Source organism: Pseudomonas xionganensis, assembly GCF_009763245.1.
Lineage (GTDB): Bacteria > Pseudomonadota > Gammaproteobacteria > Pseudomonadales > Pseudomonadaceae > Aquipseudomonas > Aquipseudomonas xionganensis.
Genome location: NZ_WKJZ01000001.1, coordinates 2,629,447 through 2,647,314, shown reverse-complemented (window position 1 = coordinate 2,647,314; position 17,868 = coordinate 2,629,447). Strand labels below are relative to the sequence as shown.

Here is a 17,868-nt window from a genome sequence, read left to right as displayed (position 1 = left end):
GTAGCCGCAGTGGAGGGCATACCATGGCCAACGAACGTTACACCCGTACCAACCAGAAGCTTTTCTACGCAGGGCTGGCCCTGGAGTCCTGGGCCAAGGCCGAGGACGGGCAGGCGATGAACGCCCTGGCCCTGATCCAGGCTGAACGTGAAGCAGCTCTGTTTCATCTGTACGGCGCGCTGCTCGGACTTTGCCACGAAATTGCCGGTTATTATCGCCTGCCAGACAGCGCTGTGCCTCAGGCCGAGCACTACCTGCGGGCGGACATTCTGGTTTCCGCGCCGAGTCAGGAGCTGGGCGAACTGGTCGAGCTGGCGCAATCTACCGATAGCTGGCTGGCGCAGTTGCTTAAGGCCTATGCCGGACTGCATCGCCCGCCTCAGGAAGGTCGCACTGCCAAGGCCGATCCGGCCCTGATCAGCGCAGTTTCTCTGGATGTGGTCGACGAACCACCGCTCTCTCGTCAAACCCTGGAAGACTGGCGCCAAGCGCTCAAGTCCCTGGCCCGGCGCTTTCGGGAAACCTTAAGCGAGTGGTAATCGTAACGGGCGCCGGTGATGCACTGCATAAACAGTGCATGGCGTAAAAAACCACAAAGCGTTTTCCGCCTACCCCTGGCCAGTGAAACTGGCGCCATCCGACAGAGCGCTGGGGCTGTCCGGTTGCGGCTGTTACAATGCGCGCCTTTCGTGGAGAGCCCAGCCTATGCCTACATCCTTCTTGGAAATTGTCGAACTGCCTGACGGGCGCATCGCCCTGCGCCGCGCCGAGGATGAGGAGTCGCTGGTGGTGTTGGATTTTTCTGTCGAAGCCAAGGCGTTTCTCCAGGGCCAGCATGTGGAGGTGGCCAAGGCCATGTTCAATGTCGGTGTGCAGATGGCGGGCCATCTGGCAGAAAACAACTTTCAGCATGACGAAGGCCCGCGGGTCCTACATTAATCAGGGTTTCACTGTAGGGTGCGCCGCGCACCTGGGCGGCTCTGGCGTTGTGTATCACCTTGCGATATGACCTGCGGCAGGCCCTCAGGGCCTTAGCCTAGGCTGATATTCAGGCTTTGCGCCTGGCCTTGCTGTGCAGCCTGTTCCAGAGTCTGGCGGGCCTTGGGCTCCAGCGGGTTCAGCCAGCTGACCACGGTATGGCTACGGCCCAGTTCCAATGCATGTTGAGCCAGTTGCAGCGGGCTTTGCTCGCCGCGGGGGTGCAGCAGCAGGATGCGTTCACGATTAAGGCCGGCTTCACGCAGCCAGTTTTGCGTCAGGCTGCTGGGCGGAGCAATCAGGGTGAGCCAGCGTTTGTCCTGATTGTCGCTGAGCTCGCGCAGGATAGGGGCAAGCAGACTCAGGCAGTTTCCCGCTGCGCCACGCAGCACAATCTCACTGAACGCCGGCGTCTCTTCGACTGGCTGGGGTGTCGTGAAGACACCGTTGTCGTCGAATCTGAGCGCATCCTCCAGCCATGGATTTCGAGGGCTTTCAGCCTTGGCGGAAGGGAGGGCTGAGGCGACGAAGGCCTCGAACAATGACAACTGCGTACGGTTCAGTGACTGCGGGAACTGCATAGATCCTCCACTAGCGGCGGATAACGCCAACGCTCAAACCTTCGATAATCAGATCCTGCTCTTCGAGGTTGACCTCGATAGGGGCGAATTCAGGGTTTTCGGCAATCAACCAGACCTTGTTGCCCTCACGCTTGAAGCGTTTGACCGTGACTTCGTCGTCGATGCGCGCTACGACCACCTGGCCATTACGGGCTTCACGGGTGGTATGTACGGCCAGCAGGTCGCCATCAAAAATGCCGATGTCTTTCATGCTCATGCCGCGCACCCGTAGCAGGTAGTCGGCTTTGGGTCGGAAAAAGTCCGGGTTGATATGGCAGGCATCTTCAATGTTCTGCTGAGCCAGAATGGGCGCGCCTGCGGCTACGCGACCGATGACGGGCAAGCCCTGGTCTTCCTCGGCATTAAGTTCGAAGCCGGGAATGCGAATGCCCCGAGAGGCACCTGGCGTCATTTCGATCGCACCCTTGCGCGCCAGCGCCTTGAGATGTTCTTCGGCGGCGTTGGGTGATTTGAAACCGAGCTTCTGCGCGATCTCTGCGCGGGTGGGCGGGTAGCCGTGGTCTTCAAGGCACTCTTTGATAAAGGCGAGAATCTCGGCTTGGCGTGGCGTCAGTTTAAGCATGGTCGGCTCTGTTTTTTTGTACAGTAACTGGGATTATATACAGTGATGGGTGCTTGGCAATCTTTCCTTTCTGATCTGTACTGCAGGTGAAGCTGCAGGCATTGGTTTTCATGGCGTGTAACCTCAGTCGAGCGAGGTTCGTCTAGTCTTGACCCGACGCTTTTTTCCAGCGCCAGTGACTGCTCGGCCATAAGGTGGTTTGTCCGACTTGACAAGGCGGGCGGCTGAAACGTATGTTTCAAACAAGTGTTTGTTCAGATGAAAAGAGTCATGGCCCAGTCGGAAACCGTTGAACGCATTCTCGATGCAGCAGAGCAGTTGTTTGCTGAGAAAGGTTTTGCTGAAACCTCTCTGCGTTTGATCACCAGCAAGGCTGGCGTCAATCTGGCAGCGGTGAATTACCACTTTGGGTCGAAGAAAGCCCTCATTCAGGCGGTGTTCTCGCGCTTTCTTGGGCCGTTCTGCGTCAACCTGGAGCGTGAGCTGGATCGTCGCCTGGCCAAGCCTGATACCAAGTTGAGCCTTGAGGAGTTGCTCGATCTGCTGGTTGAGCTGGCCTTGGCCGTCAAACCACGCAGCGGCAATGACCTGTCTATCTTCATGCGCCTCTTGGGGCTTGCCTTCAGTCAAAGCCAGGGCCACCTGCGCAAGTATCTGGAGGAGGTTTACGGCAAGGTCTTCCGTCGTTACATGTTGTTGGTGCACGAAGCGGCGCCGCGTATTCCACCGCTTGAGCTGTTCTGGCGCGTGCACTTTATGCTGGGTGCGGCGGCGTTCAGCATGTCCGGTATCAAGGCCCTGCGCGCCATGGCGGAAACCGATTTCGGGGTCAATACCTCGATCGAGCAGGTGATGCGTCTGATGGTGCCTTTCCTTGCGGCAGGTATGCGCTCGGAAAGCGGTTTGACCGATGAGACGCTGATCAGCGCGCAGCTCAAGCCGCGTGTCAAAACTGCAACGGCGCCCAGCAAAGTTTGATGCCGTATCTGGGTGGGCGCGGCGGATGCTATCCGCTAAGCTAGCCCACCATGACGCCCCTCGACTTTCTCCATATCTCTCTCGCGGATCAGTGCCTGTATGGCTTTGCCGGCGGGCAGTTGCGGCTGCGTTTGCCTGTTTCCACCGCACTCAATGGACCAGGTGAGCTCAATGGCTCCGGTTGTACCCCCAGGGGGCGGCATCAGGTACGAGCCAAAATCGGTGAAGGGCTGCCGCTGGGGGCGGTATTGCGAGGGCGGCGCTGGACGGGGGAAGTGTGGTCGCCCCAGCTGCATGAGCAGTTTCCCGGCCGCGACTGGATTCTGACCCGCATTCTCTGGCTCAGTGGTTGTGAGCGGGGGCGTAATCGTCTCGGTCAGGTCGACACCTTTCGCCGCTATATCTACTTGCATGGCACTCCGGATACCGAGCCCATGGGCGTACCCCGCTCCCATGGCTGCATCCGCCTGCGCAATCGCGACCTGATGGAATTATTTGCCCGTGTGCCTGTTCACTGTGCTGTGCAGATCGATGAAGCAACCTGCCCGCTGGGCATTGGCACCTCTTGTTTAAGCATTAAGGAATGACTGTGGGTTCAAGCATGCAAGGCTCATTGATGCTGGATATCGCGGGTACTTGGCTGACTGCGGAGGATCGGCAGATCCTGCGTCAGCCCGAGGTCGCCGGTTTGATTCTGTTTGCGCGCAACATCGAATGCCCACGTCAGGTGCGCGAGCTGGCGGCCAGCATAAGAGCCGTGCGTCCTGATCTGTTGTTGGCCGTGGATCAAGAGGGCGGGCGGGTGCAGCGCCTGCGTCAGGGATTCGTCCGCTTGCCTGCGATGCTTGCGATTGCCGATAACATCAATGCCGAGGCATTGGCCGAGCATTGTGGCTGGCTGATGGCCACCGAAGTGCTGGCTGCAGGGCTGGATCTGAGTTTTGCTCCGGTGCTGGATCTGGATCACCAGCGCAGTGCGGTGGTCGGTAGCCGGGCCTTTGAGGGCGACCCCCAGCGTGCCACACAACTGGCCGGTGCCTTTATTTGTGGTATGGCTGCGGCCGGCATGGCGGCCACGGGCAAGCATTTCCCCGGCCACGGCTGGGCCGAGGCGGATTCTCATGTGGCCATTCCGGTGGATGAGCGCAGCCTGGAACAGATTCGTGCCGTGGACTTGCAGCCCTTCGCTCAGCTAAGCACGCAATTGGCTGCGGTCATGCCGGCTCATGTGATCTACCCTCAGGTAGACAGTCAGCCGGCAGGTTTCTCCAGGCGCTGGCTGCAGGACATTCTGCGGGGCGAGCTGGCCTTTAAGGGCGTGATCTTCAGTGATGATCTGTCCATGGCTGGCGCGCATGTGGTGGGGGATGCAGCCTGTCGTATTGAGGCAGCACTTAGCGCCGGCTGTGATATGGGCCTGGTGTGCAATGATCGTGGTGCTGCCGAGCTGGCCCTGGAGGCTCTGCAGCGCCTTAAGGTGGTGGTGCCGCAAGGGCTTGGACGTATGCGTCGGCAAGCCTTTCCGGGTGTTGAGTATCGACAAAACCCGCGTTGGCAGGAGGCGATGGGCGCCTTGCGTGCAGCGCAATTGATAGATTAAGGAAGAGTGCATGACTGTCTACGCCATTATCGGTGGTACGGGCCTGACCCAGTTGGATGGTTTGACCATTACCGCTGCCTTGCATCTGGATACGCCCTATGGCGCGCCATCGGCGCCTATTCTTAAGGGTGAATACGCCGGGCATGAGGTGTTGTTCCTTGCCCGGCACGGCCACCCGCACCGCATTCCGCCGCATCAGGTCAACTACCGCGCCAATCTCTGGGCGCTGCGTGAGGCTGGGGCTAAGGCCATTGTGGCGGTCAACGCAGTTGGTGGGATTCATGCGGCCATGGCAACCGGGCGTTTCTGTGTGCCGCATCAGATCATTGACTATACCTCCGGGCGTGAGCACACCTTCTACGAAGGCGAGCTGGAGCATGTGACCCACGTCGATTTCGGTCAGCCCTACGACGCCGAGCTGCGTAATAAGCTGCTGGACGCCCTGCATGCCTGTGGCGCCGACTTTACCGATCTCGGTGTCTATGGTTGTACCCAGGGGCCACGTTTGGAAACAGTGGCAGAAATCGCCCGACTGGAGCGCGATGGTTGCGATATCGTCGGCATGACCGGTATGCCTGAGGCTGTCCTGGCTCGCGAACTGGCCCTGCCATACGCCTGCCTGGCACTGGTGGTCAATCCAGCCGCTGGCAAATCCGGCAAGGCCATCACCATGGCTGCTATTGAGCGCGTGCTTGAAAATGGCATGAGCCAGGTCAAGACAGTCCTGGCTCGTGTGTTGACCAGCTGATTTCAACCATTAGCAGTGCTGAAACTTGTGTTGTGTTGGTGCCTGTTTGCTGGGGTCCGGCGTACCGGCGATAGTATCTAGGGAGCGTCAGCAAGCTGGCTCCATAGTTCGTAATGCCGGTCGCGCAACCACTACTGGCACAGCACAACCTTAATAGCTGCCCCTATTAACCCCTTCTGCCGCTTGCGGGGGGGGGGCTGTGGAGGGGCAGGCAGCAGCGGCAACGCAATATTCCAGGGTGCCCACAGATCCTGCATTTTCAGATCTGCCCGCTGTAGGCTTCAGTTTGCTGCCGATCCCTGTGAGCCCGCCAGCCATTGGCGCCGTTCATGCACAGCATAAAAGCCAGTCAGGGCATTTTTCAGTGTTGCCGATTGCAACGTCTGCGCTCAACAGGCTGTTCATTCCCTTCGCGTCATGCTAAAACCGATTCATCTAGTGATCTAGCCGCTTGAAAAAGAAGGGAAAACCATGACCAAGTCGGAGTTGATCGAACGCATCGTTACCCATCAGGGGCAGCTTTCCAACAAAGATGTCGAGTTGGCCATCAAGACCATGCTTGAGCAAATGTCCCAGGCTCTGGCCACTGGCGATCGTATCGAGATTCGTGGTTTTGGCAGCTTTTCGCTGCACTATCGTGCGCCGCGAGTAGGGCGTAACCCCAAGACTGGGCAGTCGGTCAGTCTGGACGGCAAGTTTGTACCGCATTTCAAACCGGGTAAGGAACTGCGTGACCGGGTCAATGAAGATGAATAGCGCTTGTTGTTGATGATCGTTGATACGGTTGGGCTGCAGTTTGCGATTTAGACTGCGCTAAAGGCTGCGTTTTTCGGTCTCGTCCTTATTTTCTTCCCATCTATAGCCTCCTACGTGTCTTCTAGCTGCTGGATCTTCACGCGCCGGGTCTCAACAAAAAAGGTCTGTTGGGGGCGCGGGCGGCATGCGACAATCGCCCTTTAAAACCTAAGGCTGCTCTCGATTTCAGTTGATTGCATACCCTGGGGGCTAGCTCCCGCAGCAGGCAATGTGTGCAACAGTCACTTGGCTCCTGCTTGGGAGTCATGGTGCGTGTTTTTGTCAATCGAGGTGTGAATGTTTGCCGTGTTCAAAAAGCTGAAGGCATTGCTCAACAAGCAAGAGCGGCGCCGTGTCCAGCTTCTTTTCTTTCTTATGCTGGCGACGGCTTTTGTCGAGGTAGTGGGCGTTGCCTCCATCATGCCGTTCGTGGCAGTGCTGGCCAACCCGGAAGTGGTTGAATCAAATGCTTATCTAGCCAAGGCATACCAGTGGTCGGGGCTGGCAGATACCCGCACTTTTATGTTTTTACTGGCAGGCTGCGTTCTTGTGGTTTTTGTTGTCAGTTTGGCACTCAAGGCACTGAACACTTACGCGATCATGCGCTTTACCAATATGCGCGCCCATGCTTTTTCCTATCGACTGCTTACGGGCTATATGGCTCGTCCTTACAGTTTTTTTCTGGGGCGCAACACGGCTGACCTCAGCAAAACGCTGTTTTCTGAAGTCAATGAAGTAATTGGAGGGGTACTTATCCCTTCGCTAAAGTTGGTTTCTGGTGTTGTGGTGGCTGCCATGATGCTGGGCTTGCTACTGATGGCCGACCCCATGTTGACGGTTATTGCCGCAGTTGTGCTTGGCGGCGCCTTCGTGGTGATTTATGCCTCCAGTCGTGCCTACCTGAAGCGTTTGGGCAAGTTACGAGTAGAGGTCAACAAGCAACGATTTGTTATGGCCAACGAAGCGCTCAATGGCATTAAAGAATTGCGCCTTATGGGGCGTGAGCAAAATTACCTGGTGCGTTTTGCTGACGCTTCAGAGCGCTATGCCAATTATCAGTCCATTAATAAAGTTTTTGCTGATATCCCGCATTTTGGCATCCAGGCTGTGGCCTTTGGCGGTATCCTGGTTCTAGTGATGTATCTGATGTCCGTGCATGGTGGCTTGCAGGAAGCGTTGCCTGTTATCGCGCTATTCGCCTTTGCTGGCTATCGGATGCTTCCGGCTTTTCAGGAAATCTTCAAGAACAGCACGCAATTGCGGTTCTACGGCGCCGCTCTCGACAGCCTGCATGCAGACCTGTCAGAGGCACCTGCTCAGTTGGCCAAGCCACGCTTGCAGTCGGGGCTCGGGTTGCCTCGGCTAAGCGGTGACATCTGCCTGGATGCTGTGACCTATTGCTATCCTGAAGTTGCCAAGCCGGCTATCAAAAATCTGAGTTTGACCATTGCCAAAGGCTCGAGTATTGCCTTTGTAGGCTCCACTGGCGCAGGTAAAAGTACAGCAGTGGATCTGGTGCTGGGTTTACTTGAGCCGCAGAGCGGCGAGCTGCGGGTTGCTGGGCAAGCTCTGCGCAGTGAGGCCTTGCAGGCGTGGCAGCGCAATATTGGTTACGTTCCACAGAGTATTTATCTGGCCGATGCTAGTCTTGCCGAAAACATTGCCTTTGGCATACCTGCACAGTTGGTCGACATGGTCGCTGTCGAGCGTGCCGCCCGGGCAGCGCATATCCATGAGTTCATCAGTGAACAATTGCCGCAAGGCTACGATACGTCGGTCGGTGAGCGAGGGGTGCGTCTCTCCGGTGGTCAGCGCCAGCGTATTGGTATCGCCCGTGCGCTTTATCATGACCCCGAAGTTGTAGTTTTCGATGAGGCCACCAGTGCACTGGATAATGCGACCGAGGCTGCCGTGATGGAAGCCATCAACGAATTGGCAGGGCACAAAACAATCATCCTGATTGCCCATCGTCTGACCACCGTACAGCACTGTGATGCAGTGTATATGCTCGATAAGGGTGAGCTTGTGGCTCAGGGTACTTATGAGAGCCTCATAGCTGGCAGCGGTGAGTTCAGCCGCTTGGTCAACGCTTAAGTCTGAATTGGAGCAGCAAGCAGTGTTCAATGACAAAACCATTCTGATAACCGGCGGTACTGGCTCTTTCGGCAACACCTTTGTGCCAATGACGCTGGCCAAGTACAACCCTAAGAAAATCATCATCTTCTCTCGTGATGAGATGAAGCAATGGGAGATGGCCAAGAAGTTTGAGGGGGATAACCGCGTACGTTTCTTTATTGGTGACGTACGCGACAAGGAGCGTCTTTACCGTGCCCTTGACGGCGTAGATTACGTGGTGCATGCCGCGGCCACCAAAATTGTCCCGACTGCCGAGTACAATCCATTCGAGTGCATCAAGACCAATATCAACGGTGCCATGAACCTGATCGATGCCTGCATCGACAAGGGTGTGAAGCGCGTTGTTGCGCTGTCTACCGATAAAGCCAGCAGTCCGATCAACCTCTATGGCGCCACCAAGTTGGCCTCAGACAAGCTCTTCGTGGCGGGTAACTCTTATGCCGGTGGGCATGAAACCCGTATGGCCGTGGTGCGTTATGGCAACGTAATGGGCTCGCGGGGCTCGGTCATCCCCTTCTTTATGTCCATCAAGGACAAGGGTGAATTGCCTATCACTGATGAACGCATGACACGCTTTATGATCTCACTGGAAGAGGGTGTGGAGCTGGTCTGGCATGCCTTCGAGGACATGGAGGGCGGTGAAATCTATGTGAAGAAGATCCCCTCGATGAAAGTGACGGATCTGGCGCGCGTGGTTGCACCTGAGGCCAAACAGAAGGTGGTAGGCATTCGACCGGGCGAGAAGCTGCATGAGCAGATGATCAGCGCTGAAGACGCCTACTACACCTATGAGTACCCGGAGCATTTCAAGATCCTGCCGGTGATCAATGATTGGGCGACTTGCCCCAAGCGCATCAAAGATGGCAAGAAAGTTCCGGAAGGCTTCGTCTACGCCAGTGACAACAACACTGAGTGGATGAGCGATAAGGCCCTGGAGCAGTGGATCGAGCAGAACCGCGAAAAGATCGGGAGCATCTGACTCATGATTCCCTACGGGCGCCAGGATATTATCCAGGCGGATATTGATGCCGTGGTGGCGGTGTTGCAGTCTGATTTTCTGACCCAGGGGCCTCAGGTTCCGGCTTTCGAAAGAGCTGTGGCTGAATACTGTGGGGTTAGCCATGCTCTGGCTGTGAACAGTGCCACTTCGGCCCTGCATATCGCCTGTCTAGCCTTGGGGCTAGGCCCTGGAGACCTTCTCTGGACGAGCCCCATCACCTTCGTTGCCTCCGCCAACTGCGCGCTATATTGCGGCGCTGAGGTGGACTTCGTTGACATAGATCCGCGCACCTACAACCTCTGCCCACAGGCGTTGGAGCGCAAGCTGATCGAGGCTGAGAGCCAAGGGCGCCTGCCCAAGATTGTGGTGCCGGTGCACCTGTGTGGCCAGCCCTGCGATATGCAACGCATTCATGAGCTGGCTCAGCGCTTTGGCTTCAAGGTCATTGAAGATGCCTCCCATGCTATTGGCGGGCGCTACCAAGGGCAGGCCATCGGTAGCTGCCGCTACAGCGATATCACCGTTTTCAGCTTCCACCCGGTAAAGATCATCACCACAGCGGAAGGCGGAATGGCGTTGACCAGTGATGCCGCGCTTGCCGAACGCATGGCTTTGCTGCGCAGCCATGGCATCACCCGTGATCCGGCACAGATGACCCATGAAGCTGATGGGCCCTGGTATTACCAGCAGATCGAACTGGGTTTCAACTACCGGATGACCGAACTGCAAGCTGCACTGGGTTTAAGTCAGCTGCAACGCCTCGATCAGTTTGTTGCCCGGCGCCATGAGCTGGCGGCACGCTATGACAGCTTGCTGGCGGAGTTACCGGTGGTGACGCCCTGGCAGCACCCGGATAGCTATTCCGGTCTGCACCTCTATGTAATCCGCTTGTGCCTTGACAAGATCGGCCACAGCCATCGGCAGGTGTTCGAGGCCCTGCGTGAGCAGGGTATAGGCGTTAATCTGCATTACATCCCTGTGCATACCCAGCCCTATTACGCCCAGATGGGTTTTTCCAACGGGGACTTTCCCGAGGCCGAACGCTATTACGCTGAGGCGATCAGCTTACCTCTATTTCCTACAATGACTAGCCTGTCTCAGGACTTGGTAATTGAGGCGCTCAAAAAAGGTTTGATGAATGGTTGCTGAAGGGCGGGTTTATCTTCGGGCACTTACAGTAGCTGATGTTAGTCCTGAGTATGTTGGCTGGCTGAATGATGCTGATGTCAATAGGTATATGGAAATCCGGCATTCCATTAATACTGAAGAAAGTTGTCGCGATTTTGTTCGGTCTATGGATGATGATCCAAATTCTTTTTTGTTTGGAATCTATTCTGCTTTTGATGATCGCCACATTGGCAATATAAAAATCGGCTTTATTAACTGGTTGTATAAAACCGGGCAAATAAGTTTTTTTATTGGTGATAAAAGTTGTTGGGGGCGTGGTTACGCGTCTGATGCAATTTCACTGGTAACCCGTTTTGGTTTTTGCGAGCTTGGCCTAGAGCGTCTTGAAGCCGGTTGTTATGAAAGTAATTTGGCTTCGCTAAAAGTTTTGATGAAGTGTGGCTATTCGGTAGAAGGGTTTTTTCGGAAAAGCTTTATTTTAGATGGTCGTAGGGAAAGCTGTTTCTGGCTGGCTTTGCTAAGAAGCGAAACAGTTTATGCGTCCAGTTAAATTAGCGTTGGGCACAGTTCAGTTCGGCGTGAACTACGGTGTAGCAAATCGTCAGGGGCAGGTTGGCCTGGACCAGGCGCGCGAGATAGTCACAGTCGCTCGCAGCAGTGGGCTTGATACCCTCGACACTGCAATCGCCTATGGGCAGAGTGAGGCCACCCTAGGGCAGCTGGATCTGATGGATTTCAAGCTGATCACCAAGTTGCCAGCTTTGCCTGATGACTGTACTGATGTACCTGGCTGGGTCGAAATGCAACTGGCAGGCTCCTTCGAGCGCCTGGGGTGTAGCCGTATTCACGGGCTGTTACTTCATCGCCCTGAGCAACTGCTGGACGGGCAGGGGGCGGCCCTTTACCGCACATTGAATGAGCTTAAGCGCCAGGGGCTGGTAGAAAAGGTTGGCGTGTCGATCTATGAGCCGCAGGAGTTGGATCGCCTTTTTGACGACATGCACTTCGACCTGGTTCAAGCCCCCTTTAATGTGCTGGATACGCGTCTGATCGACTCTGGCTGGCTGCAGCGTTTGCCGGCCTTGGGCTGCGAGCTGCATGTGCGTTCGGTGTTTATGCAGGGTTTGCTGTTGATGCCCGTAGCCGAGCGGCCTGCCAAGTTTTCCCGGTGGGCTCCCTTGTGGCAAGAGTGGGATAACTGGCTGCAGGCCTCCGAGCTCACGCCTGTGCAGGCCTGCTTGCGGCATGCTCTGGCATTTGCAGAGATTTCTCGAGTCGTAGTCGGGGTCGATAGTGCCCGGCAACTAGAGGAAATCGTGCAGGCTGCCTCTGGAGAACTGCCCGAAATCCCGAGTACATTGCGCAGCAGTGATCCTGATCTGTTGAATCCCTCGCGCTGGAATCAGTTATGAAGATTGTTGCCGTCGTCCAGGCCCGTATGGGGTCGACCCGTTTGCCTAACAAAGTGATGAAGCCTGTCGGCGGCACAGCCATGATCGAGTTGTTGTTAGCTCGTTTGGCCCGTGCCCAGCATCTTGATGAGATTGTCCTGGCGACTTCAACTGATCCGCGTAATTTGCCTCTGGTCGAACATATTCAGGCCCTCGGCTATCGCTGTGTGCGAGGCAGCGAAGATGATGTGATGTCGCGCTATCTGCTAGCCGGTCATGAAACTGCCGCTGATGTATTGGTGCGTATCACGGGCGATTGCCCTTTAGTTGACCCAGAGTTGGTTGATCAGGCCGTAAGCCGCTTTATACAAGCGGATGTCGATTACCTGAGCAACGTCAAACCGGCAACTTATCCAGATGGGCTGGATATCGAGGTATTTCGTTTTTCGGCCTTGCAGCGAGCGGCGCAGGAAACCGACAGCGCCTTCGACCATGAGCATGTAACACCCTATCTACGGGAGTCGGGCCACTTTAGTCAGGCTAGCGTCGAGCACAAAGAGGATCTCTCAGGCTTGCGTTGGACGGTTGATGAGCCAGCGGATTTTTCGGTGATAGAGCGCGTCTTCGCGTATTTCTCACCCGATAGGCATTTTACCTGGCAGCAGGTATTAGAACTGCAGCGCACACAGCCACAGCTGTTTGCGGATAACCACCAATTGAAACGAAACGAAGGAGCGGTGATGGGCACCGGTCAGAAATTGTGGAAACGCGCCAAGCAGGTCATCCCTGGTGGCAACATGCTGCTGTCCAAACGTGCGGAAATGTTCCTGCCCGAGCAATGGCCAGCCTATTTCAGCAAGGCCAAGGGCTGTCAGGTCTGGGATCTGGATGGTAATGAATATACCGACATGTTCATCATGGGCATTGGTACCAACACCCTGGGCTATGGTGATCCGGAAGTCGACGATGCTGTGCGACGTACCATCGACAGCGGCAACATGTCGACCTTCAATTGCCCTGAAGAGGTCTACCTGGCTGAAAAGCTGATTGAAATCCACCCGTGGGCCGACATGGTACGTTTTGCCCGTTCAGGCGGCGAGGCCAACGCCATTGCCATTCGTATTGCCCGGGCAGCCTCAGGGCGCGACAAGGTTGCCATTTGCGGTTATCACGGCTGGCATGACTGGTACCTCTCGGCCAACCTCGGCGATGACAAGAACCTGGCCGGTCACTTGCTGCCGGGACTGGAGCCTAAGGGCGTGCCTGCCAACCTGCGCGGCACGGTCTTCCCCTTCAACTACAACAACTTTGCTGAGCTTCAGGCGCTGGTGGACAACCACGATATCGGCGTGATCAAGATGGAAGTGTCGCGTAACAGTGGCCCTGAAGATAACTTCCTGCACAAGGTCCGCCAACTCGCTACCGAGCGTGGCATCGTGCTGATTTTCGATGAATGTACTTCGGGCTTTCGTCAGACCTTTGGTGGCCTGCACAAGCTCTATGGCGTTGAGCCCGACATGGCCATGTTTGGTAAAGCCTTGGGTAATGGCTATGCCATCACCGCCACCATCGGCCGTCGCGAAGTCATGGAAGCGGCGCAGAGCACGTTTATCAGCAGCACTTTCTGGACCGAGCGAATCGGCCCGACTGCCGCACTCAAGACCCTTGAGGTCATGCAGCGGGTCAAATCCTGGGAAAGCATCACCCAGACTGGCCTGGATATCACGACCAAGTGGCAGGCGCTTGCGCAGAAGCATGGCCTGTCGATCAGCACCAGCGGTCTGCCTGCGCTGACCGGGTTTGCTTTCAATAGCCCTGATCATCTTGCCTACAAGACGCTGATTACCCAGGAAATGCTGGCCAAGGGTTACCTGGCTGGCACCAGCGTCTATGTCTGCACTCAACATACGCCAGCCGTAGTCGAGGGGTATTTCGGCGCCCTTGATCCGATCTTCGCTTTGATCAAGGAATGTGAGGAGGGGCGCTCTGTGCAAGAGCTACTCAAGGGGCCGGTCTGTCATGGCGGTTTCAAGCGCTTGAACTGACCTCTATGAAGATTGCCTTCCGGGTTGATGCTTCCCTGCAAATGGGCAGTGGCCATGTCATGCGTTGCCTGACTTTGGCCAGTGCCCTGCAGCGCCGCGGCGCAGAGTGTCATTTTATCTGCCGCCCACATCCGGGCAATTTGATGCAGTCAATCGCCGCAGCCGGATACCCGGTGCATGAGTTGGCGCCGGCCGACGGGGCGATTGATCCACCGGGGCTCGTAACTCCTGCTCATATCTCCTGGTTAGGGGTATCTCAGGACGAGGATGCCAGGCAAAGCGGCGAGGTGCTGCAGGCGCTTCAGCCTGACTGGCTGATTGTTGATCACTATGGGCTGGATGCTGCCTGGCAGCGCCTGCTGAGGCCCTATTGCGGAAGGCTGATGGTGATTGATGACCTGGCAGATCGGCCACATGTATGCGATCTGCTGCTGGATCAGACCTTTGGCCGTGATCAAGCCGATTACCAAGCCTTAGTCCCGGAAAACTGCACCTTGCTCTGTGGCTCCGGCTATGCCCTGTTACGCCCGGAGTTTGCACAGTATCGCCCAACCACTCTGGCGCGGCGTCGTGCAAGCGCGCGCGCGGAGCAACTGCTGATCAGCATGGGCGGAGTTGATCAGGCCAATGCCACAGCTGTCGTCCTCAATGTGCTGGCCGGGCTTGCGCAGGCATCAGCGCTGCATATCAAGGTCGTCATGGGCAGTCAGGCGCCATGGCTGGCTGCTGTGCGTGAGCTGGCTGCGCGTTTACCGCTGCAGGTCGAGGTGCTGGTTGACCAGCGAGACATGGCCGGCCTAATGGCGCAGGCAGATCTGGCCATTGGTGCAGCCGGCTCGACCGCCTGGGAGCGCTGCTGTCTGGGCCTGCCCAGTATCATGGTGGTGCTCGCTGACAACCAGCGCGCCGTGGCTGCAGGTCTAGAGTCTGTTGGGGCTGCCCGGATTATTGCCAGCGTCGATTCAATCACCCGTGAGCTGCCCGGTCTATTGGCTCCTCTGCTTGAGCGACCCGAGTTAGCTCGACAAATGAGCGAAGCTGCGGCCCAGGTGAGCGATGGATGCGGTGTCCAGGCAGTCCTGCAAGCACTCCAGGTGTGAGGTGATTTTTGAGTCAATCTAATTCGCAGTTGCGCCTCGTCCAAGAGGAGGATTTGCCGATGCTGCTGAACTGGCGTAACCATCCCGATGTACGCCGTTTTATGTACAGCCAGCATGAAATAAGTCTCGTAGAGCACACCCGCTGGTTTGCCGGTGCGTCGGTCGATCCGACTCGCCACCTCCTGATCTACCAAGTGGCGGATCAGCCGCTCGGTTTTGTCAGTTTCCGCCAGTTGCGCGGTGCTCTGGTGGCCGAATGGGGTTTCTACCTGGCCCCTGATGCGCCGCGAGGCACCGGCAGCGCCCTGGGGCGTGAGGCGCTGGACTATGGCTTCACTCAACTTGGCCTGCACAAGGTCTGCGCTGAAGCCTTGGGTTACAACGAGCGTTCTCGTCACTTCCACGCCAAGCTTGGCTTCGTGCAGGAAGGCATATTGCGTGACCACTATTTCGACGGCAGCCGTTATCATGCCGTCCATTGTTTTGGGCTTCTGGCCAATGAGTGGTCACGGAGCGCTTCGGAGAGTTGAGCATGTCAGTGCATCCCAGCATCAGTATCGCCGGTCGGCGGATCGGCCTGGACGAGTCGCCTTATATCATTGCCGAGCTATCTGCCAACCATAACGGCAGCCTGGATATGGCCAAGCGCATCATGGCAGCAGCCAAGGCCGCGGGGGCGGATGCGATCAAACTGCAGACTTACCGGCCCGACACCATCACCCTGGATTGCGACTCGGCGGACTTTCAGATCCACGGCGGTCTGTGGGATGGCAAGACGCTCTACAAGCTCTACGAAGAAGCGCATATGCCCTGGGAATGGCACGCGGAGCTGTTCGAGCATGCGCGGCAGCTAGGCATCACCACCTTTAGCTCGCCCTTCGATAGCACGGCGGTGGACCTGCTTGAAGACCTCAATGCGCCGGCTTACAAGATCGCCTCTTTCGAGGCGGTCGATCTGCCTCTGATCCGCTATGTGGCCGCCACCGGCAAGCCCATGATCATCTCCACCGGGATGGCCGATATCGAGGAAATTCAGGAAGCCGTTGATGCCGCCCGCGCCGGTGGCTGTAAGGAACTGGCCATCCTGCACTGTGTCAGCGGCTATCCGGCCCCGGCTGAAGATTACAACCTGCGTACCCTGCCGGACATGATTGAACGTTTTGGTTTGGTTACCGGCTTGTCTGATCACACCCTGGACAACACCACGGCCATTGCCAGTGTGGTGCTCGGTGCATCTATCATCGAAAAGCACTTTACACTCGATCGCAGTGGCGGCGGCCCGGACGACAGCTTCTCCCTGGAGCCGGCCGAGCTTGCTGCGCTGTGTCGTGACAGTCGCACCGCCTGGCAGGCACTGGGACGTGTGGATTACGGACGCAAATCCAGCGAGCAGGGCAATGCCCAGTTCCGCCGCTCACTGTATTTCGTCAAGGAAGGCAAAGCTGGAGAGCTGATCACCGCCGATATGGTGCGCAGCGTAAGGCCAGGCTTCGGGCTGCCGCCCAAGATGCTGGATCAAGTGATCGGCAAGCGTTTGGCCAAGGAGGTGAACTTTGGCCTGCCAGTCACATATGACTCATTAGTGTGATATGAGCGTTTTGGCTAAATGCAAGATACTTTTAATGTTTTTTTGAATGTCATGGTGCAATGAAAATTAATTCTCCTTTGGTAAGTGCATGGGTCGGGCGCGGGAATTTTGGTGATGAGCTCCTCGCTTATGGGCTTCGGCTGGAGTTTTATCGAACTCAAAGTGTGGAGGCTGTTACCTATTATGAGAAAGGAGAAGCTGAGATCTATCATGATGTTAATGAACCTTCGATTGCATGGCTAAATGTTGCAGATGGTGGGCGCTTGAGTCGCCTCCGTAAACGCTATTTCCAGTCTTATAAGAGCTATGATGGATTGTTTTTTGGCGGTGGTTCGATTCTGCACTCTGCGAATAGTATTGCTTGGAAGCATGAAGTATTACGGCGATACCGGAAGGGACGTGCGTCATCGAAATCACTAGTGTCAGCAGTAGGCGTTTCTATAGGCCCTTTCCCGGATATTCATGCTGAACGTCAGGTTGTAGCATTTTTGAAGGAACTGGATATTGTTCATTGCCGCGATACGGCATCTTTCGATTTTGTTCGGCAGCTGGATGTCGGAGGAGAGATCATAAATGGAATCGATTTGGCTTTTTCGGTCAAGGCGCTGAGGCCTGATTTATTTGTTTCAAATGTAAAGACTGATAGAGTTGGTGCGTCTTTTATACTTAATCCGAAGCTGTTATTGGCCGAGCAGGAAGAGCAGTTTTCTAAAATGTTGAGTCTGGTCAATTATTTGACTATGTCTGGATCTGAGGTGCTGTTGGTGTCGCTGTACTCTGGTGCCAAATATGCAGATGATCGGCTGCATCGGCGCTTGCGCGAATCTGCTAAGCACCCTGAAAGAGTTCTTCTGCATGACTATCAGGGGGACTTGCAGGGAACTATAGCTCAAATTTCTTCCTGCAGTTTTTATCTGTCGATGCGGTTGCATGGATTGGTCACCGCTTATTTGGCCGGGGTACCGATTATGCCGTTGAATCGTCATCCAAAGGTTTTGGAATTCTGTAGCGCTATTGGTAGTGAAACTGGTGGATGCGATTTTTCTATGCCTCTCGATGAAATCTTGAGAAGTTTACAGAATAGGCTTTCTAATAAAGTATCTGATTATTTTTCATTCGGGGATAGTGGTTACTATTCTTCTGCTGATGCTTTTTCTGCAGCAATCGATGGTGTTTGA

At 55.9% G+C, this 17,868-nt stretch carries 19 protein-coding genes; 17 read left to right on the top strand and 2 right to left on the bottom strand.

Translation table 11 applies throughout. From position 1 onward, the window contains the following. Positions 1–23: 23 nt before the first annotated feature. Together GJV18_RS12325 and GJV18_RS12320 are read left to right on the top strand one after the other, a co-directional pair. Positions 24–539, top strand: a complete 516-nt coding sequence (locus GJV18_RS12325; protein WP_160345823.1) for a DUF6586 family protein — start codon at positions 24–26, stop codon at positions 537–539. 166 nt (positions 540–705) lie between these two features. Continuing rightward, the gene (locus GJV18_RS12320; protein WP_160345821.1) at positions 706–939 is read left to right on the top strand and encodes a hypothetical protein; all 234 of its coding nucleotides are present in this window, start codon (positions 706–708) and stop codon (positions 937–939) included. 92 nt (positions 940–1,031) lie between these two features. On the opposite strand, the gene sulA is transcribed toward GJV18_RS12320, so the two are convergent. Continuing rightward, complete coding sequence (gene sulA, locus GJV18_RS12315; RefSeq protein ID WP_160345820.1) at positions 1,032–1,559, bottom strand: SOS-induced cell division inhibitor SulA; 528 nt, start codon at positions 1,557–1,559, stop codon at positions 1,032–1,034. A gap of 10 nt (positions 1,560–1,569) precedes the next feature. After that, positions 1,570–2,181, bottom strand: coding sequence for a transcriptional repressor LexA (lexA, locus tag GJV18_RS12310; RefSeq protein ID WP_160345817.1), 612 nt, complete (start codon positions 2,179–2,181; stop codon positions 1,570–1,572). A 270-nt stretch (positions 2,182–2,451) separates the two neighbouring features. On the opposite strand from lexA, the gene GJV18_RS12305 reads away from it, so the two are divergent. From GJV18_RS12305 to GJV18_RS12235, 15 genes are all read left to right on the top strand, one after another. Continuing rightward, complete coding sequence (locus GJV18_RS12305) at positions 2,452–3,159, top strand: TetR/AcrR family transcriptional regulator (protein WP_160345815.1); 708 nt, start codon at positions 2,452–2,454, stop codon at positions 3,157–3,159. 50 nt (positions 3,160–3,209) lie between these two features. Next, positions 3,210–3,746 carry a L,D-transpeptidase gene (locus tag GJV18_RS12300; RefSeq protein WP_160345813.1) on the top strand — a complete coding sequence of 179 codons (537 nt, stop codon included), beginning with the start codon at positions 3,210–3,212 and terminating at the stop codon, positions 3,744–3,746. Between the two features lie 14 nt (positions 3,747–3,760). After that, positions 3,761–4,759 (top strand): beta-N-acetylhexosaminidase, encoded by a 999-nt coding sequence (gene nagZ / locus GJV18_RS12295; protein ID WP_160345811.1) that lies wholly within the window; start codon positions 3,761–3,763, stop codon positions 4,757–4,759. A 10-nt stretch (positions 4,760–4,769) separates the two neighbouring features. Further along, on the top strand, positions 4,770–5,507 hold the full coding sequence (locus GJV18_RS12290; protein WP_160345809.1) for an S-methyl-5'-thioinosine phosphorylase: 738 nt from the start codon (positions 4,770–4,772) through the stop codon (positions 5,505–5,507). A 471-nt stretch (positions 5,508–5,978) separates the two neighbouring features. Continuing rightward, positions 5,979–6,263 carry an integration host factor subunit beta gene (gene ihfB / locus GJV18_RS12285; protein WP_160345807.1) on the top strand — a complete coding sequence of 95 codons (285 nt, stop codon included), beginning with the start codon at positions 5,979–5,981 and terminating at the stop codon, positions 6,261–6,263. Positions 6,264–6,599: 336 nt separating this feature from the next. Next, complete coding sequence (locus tag GJV18_RS12280) at positions 6,600–8,396, top strand: ABC transporter ATP-binding protein (protein WP_160345805.1); 1,797 nt, start codon at positions 6,600–6,602, stop codon at positions 8,394–8,396. Positions 8,397–8,418: 22 nt separating this feature from the next. Continuing rightward, entirely contained in the window at positions 8,419–9,417 is a 999-nt protein-coding gene (gene pseB, locus GJV18_RS12275; protein ID WP_160345803.1) for a UDP-N-acetylglucosamine 4,6-dehydratase (inverting), read from the top strand. A 3-nt stretch (positions 9,418–9,420) separates the two neighbouring features. Beyond that, positions 9,421–10,587: a UDP-4-amino-4,6-dideoxy-N-acetyl-beta-L-altrosamine transaminase gene (gene pseC / locus GJV18_RS12270; RefSeq protein ID WP_160345801.1), complete on the top strand. Its 1,167-nt coding sequence runs from the start codon at positions 9,421–9,423 to the stop codon at positions 10,585–10,587. Continuing rightward, complete coding sequence (locus tag GJV18_RS12265) at positions 10,577–11,116, top strand: GNAT family N-acetyltransferase (protein ID WP_160345799.1); 540 nt, start codon at positions 10,577–10,579, stop codon at positions 11,114–11,116. The genes pseC and GJV18_RS12265 overlap by 11 nt, the downstream gene beginning before the upstream one ends. Beyond that, positions 11,103–11,978, top strand: a complete 876-nt coding sequence (locus GJV18_RS12260; protein ID WP_160345797.1) for an aldo/keto reductase — start codon at positions 11,103–11,105, stop codon at positions 11,976–11,978. Before GJV18_RS12265 ends, GJV18_RS12260 begins: the two co-directional genes overlap by 14 nt. Beyond that, positions 11,975–14,002, top strand: a complete 2,028-nt coding sequence (locus GJV18_RS12255; RefSeq protein WP_160345795.1) for an aminotransferase class III-fold pyridoxal phosphate-dependent enzyme — start codon at positions 11,975–11,977, stop codon at positions 14,000–14,002. The genes GJV18_RS12260 and GJV18_RS12255 overlap by 4 nt, the downstream gene beginning before the upstream one ends. Positions 14,003–14,007: 5 nt before the next feature. Continuing rightward, entirely contained in the window at positions 14,008–15,102 is a 1,095-nt protein-coding gene (pseG, locus tag GJV18_RS12250) for a UDP-2,4-diacetamido-2,4,6-trideoxy-beta-L-altropyranose hydrolase (RefSeq protein ID WP_160345793.1), read from the top strand. Positions 15,103–15,110: 8 nt separating this feature from the next. After that, positions 15,111–15,632, top strand: a complete 522-nt coding sequence (gene pseH, locus GJV18_RS12245) for a UDP-4-amino-4,6-dideoxy-N-acetyl-beta-L-altrosamine N-acetyltransferase (protein WP_325065253.1) — start codon at positions 15,111–15,113, stop codon at positions 15,630–15,632. 2 nt (positions 15,633–15,634) lie between these two features. Continuing rightward, positions 15,635–16,690, top strand: coding sequence for a pseudaminic acid synthase (pseI, locus tag GJV18_RS12240; protein WP_160345789.1), 1,056 nt, complete (start codon positions 15,635–15,637; stop codon positions 16,688–16,690). A 59-nt stretch (positions 16,691–16,749) separates the two neighbouring features. Further along, complete coding sequence (locus GJV18_RS12235) at positions 16,750–17,868, top strand: polysaccharide pyruvyl transferase family protein (protein WP_160345787.1); 1,119 nt, start codon at positions 16,750–16,752, stop codon at positions 17,866–17,868.